This window comes from Kineococcus vitellinus, assembly GCF_009906315.1.
In the GTDB taxonomy this organism is placed as follows: Bacteria; Actinomycetota; Actinomycetes; order Actinomycetales; family Kineococcaceae; genus Kineococcus; species Kineococcus vitellinus.
The window spans coordinates 1-1,031 of the sequence record NZ_JAAALL010000579.1; the positions used below are offsets into that span (position 1 = coordinate 1).

Annotated in this window: 1 protein-coding gene; it reads left to right on the forward strand. The window is 70.5% G+C overall.

Going from position 1 to position 1,031, the window contains the following annotated elements:
- Window positions 1-17 precede the first annotated feature (17 nt).
- Window positions 18-977, forward strand: a complete 960-nt coding sequence (locus tag GTQ99_RS23540; RefSeq protein ID WP_166618059.1) for a glycosyltransferase family 2 protein — start codon at window positions 18-20, stop codon at window positions 975-977.
- Window positions 978-1,031 lie beyond the last annotated feature (54 nt).

A 1,031-nucleotide genomic window follows, 5' to 3' on the forward strand; every position in this document is an offset into this window, starting at 1 on the left:
GGTAAGCTCGCCCCGCCATGCCTCCCGAACCCCCTGCCGACCCGGCGAGCGCCCCCGTCGCAGCAGACGCCCTCGCGCCCGTGGCCACCATCGTGCTGCCCTGCTACAACGAGGAGGCGCACGTCCTGCTGGAGATCCAGCGGATCACCAAGGCCATGGACGACGACGGCATGCCGTACGAGCTGCTGGCCATCGACGACGCCTCCACCGACGACACCCTCGCGGTGCTGCGCGGCGCCGAGGAGCAGTACCCGCACCTGCGCGTGGTGGGCTTCCGGCGCAACGGGGGCTCCGGCACCGTGCGCCGCATCGGCACCCAGATGGCCCGCGGGCAGATCGTCGTGTGGACCGACGCCGACATGACCTACGAGAACGACCGCATCCCCGAGCTGGTGCGGGTCCTGCTCGAGGACGACTCCTACGACCAGGTCGTCGGTGCGCGCACCACCGAGGAGGGCACCCACAAGGTGCTGCGGGTGCCCGCGAAGTTCGTCATCCGCAAGGTCGCCGAGGTCCTGGCCAAGCAGCGCATCCCCGACCTGAACTCCGGCCTGCGCGCCTTCCGCAAGGACGTCTCGCTGCCGTACCTGCGGCTGCTGCCGCCCGGGTTCTCCTGCGTCACCACGATCACGCTGGCGTTCCTGTGCAACCAGCACGACGTCAAGTACGTGCCGACCTCGTACGCCAAGCGCGCGGGCACCTCGAAGTTCCACTTCGTCAAGGACGCCTACCGCTACATCCTGCAGGTGCTGCGGATGGTCATGTACTTCGAGCCGCTGCGCGTGCTCATGCCGCTGGCGCTGTTCCTGTTCGGCCTGGGGTTCGTCAAGGCCGTCGTCGACATGGTCCGCCACCCGTTCTACTTCCCCGCCAACACCGTGCTGCTGCTGGTGTCCGGGCTGCTCGTGGGGGCGGTGGCGCTGCTGGCCGACCTCGTCGTGCGCTCGCGCGACGACGGGGCGGGGCAGCCCCGGTGACGCACCCCGCCGAGCAGCCCGCCCAGCACCCCGCCCAGCACCCCGCCCAGCACC

What these genes read in the sequence shown, in the direction of transcription:
- GTQ99_RS23540 (WP_166618059.1), top strand. Translation starts at nt 18, where the DNA reads ATGCCTCCCGAACCCCCTGCCGACCCGGCGAGCGCCCCCGTCGCAGCA.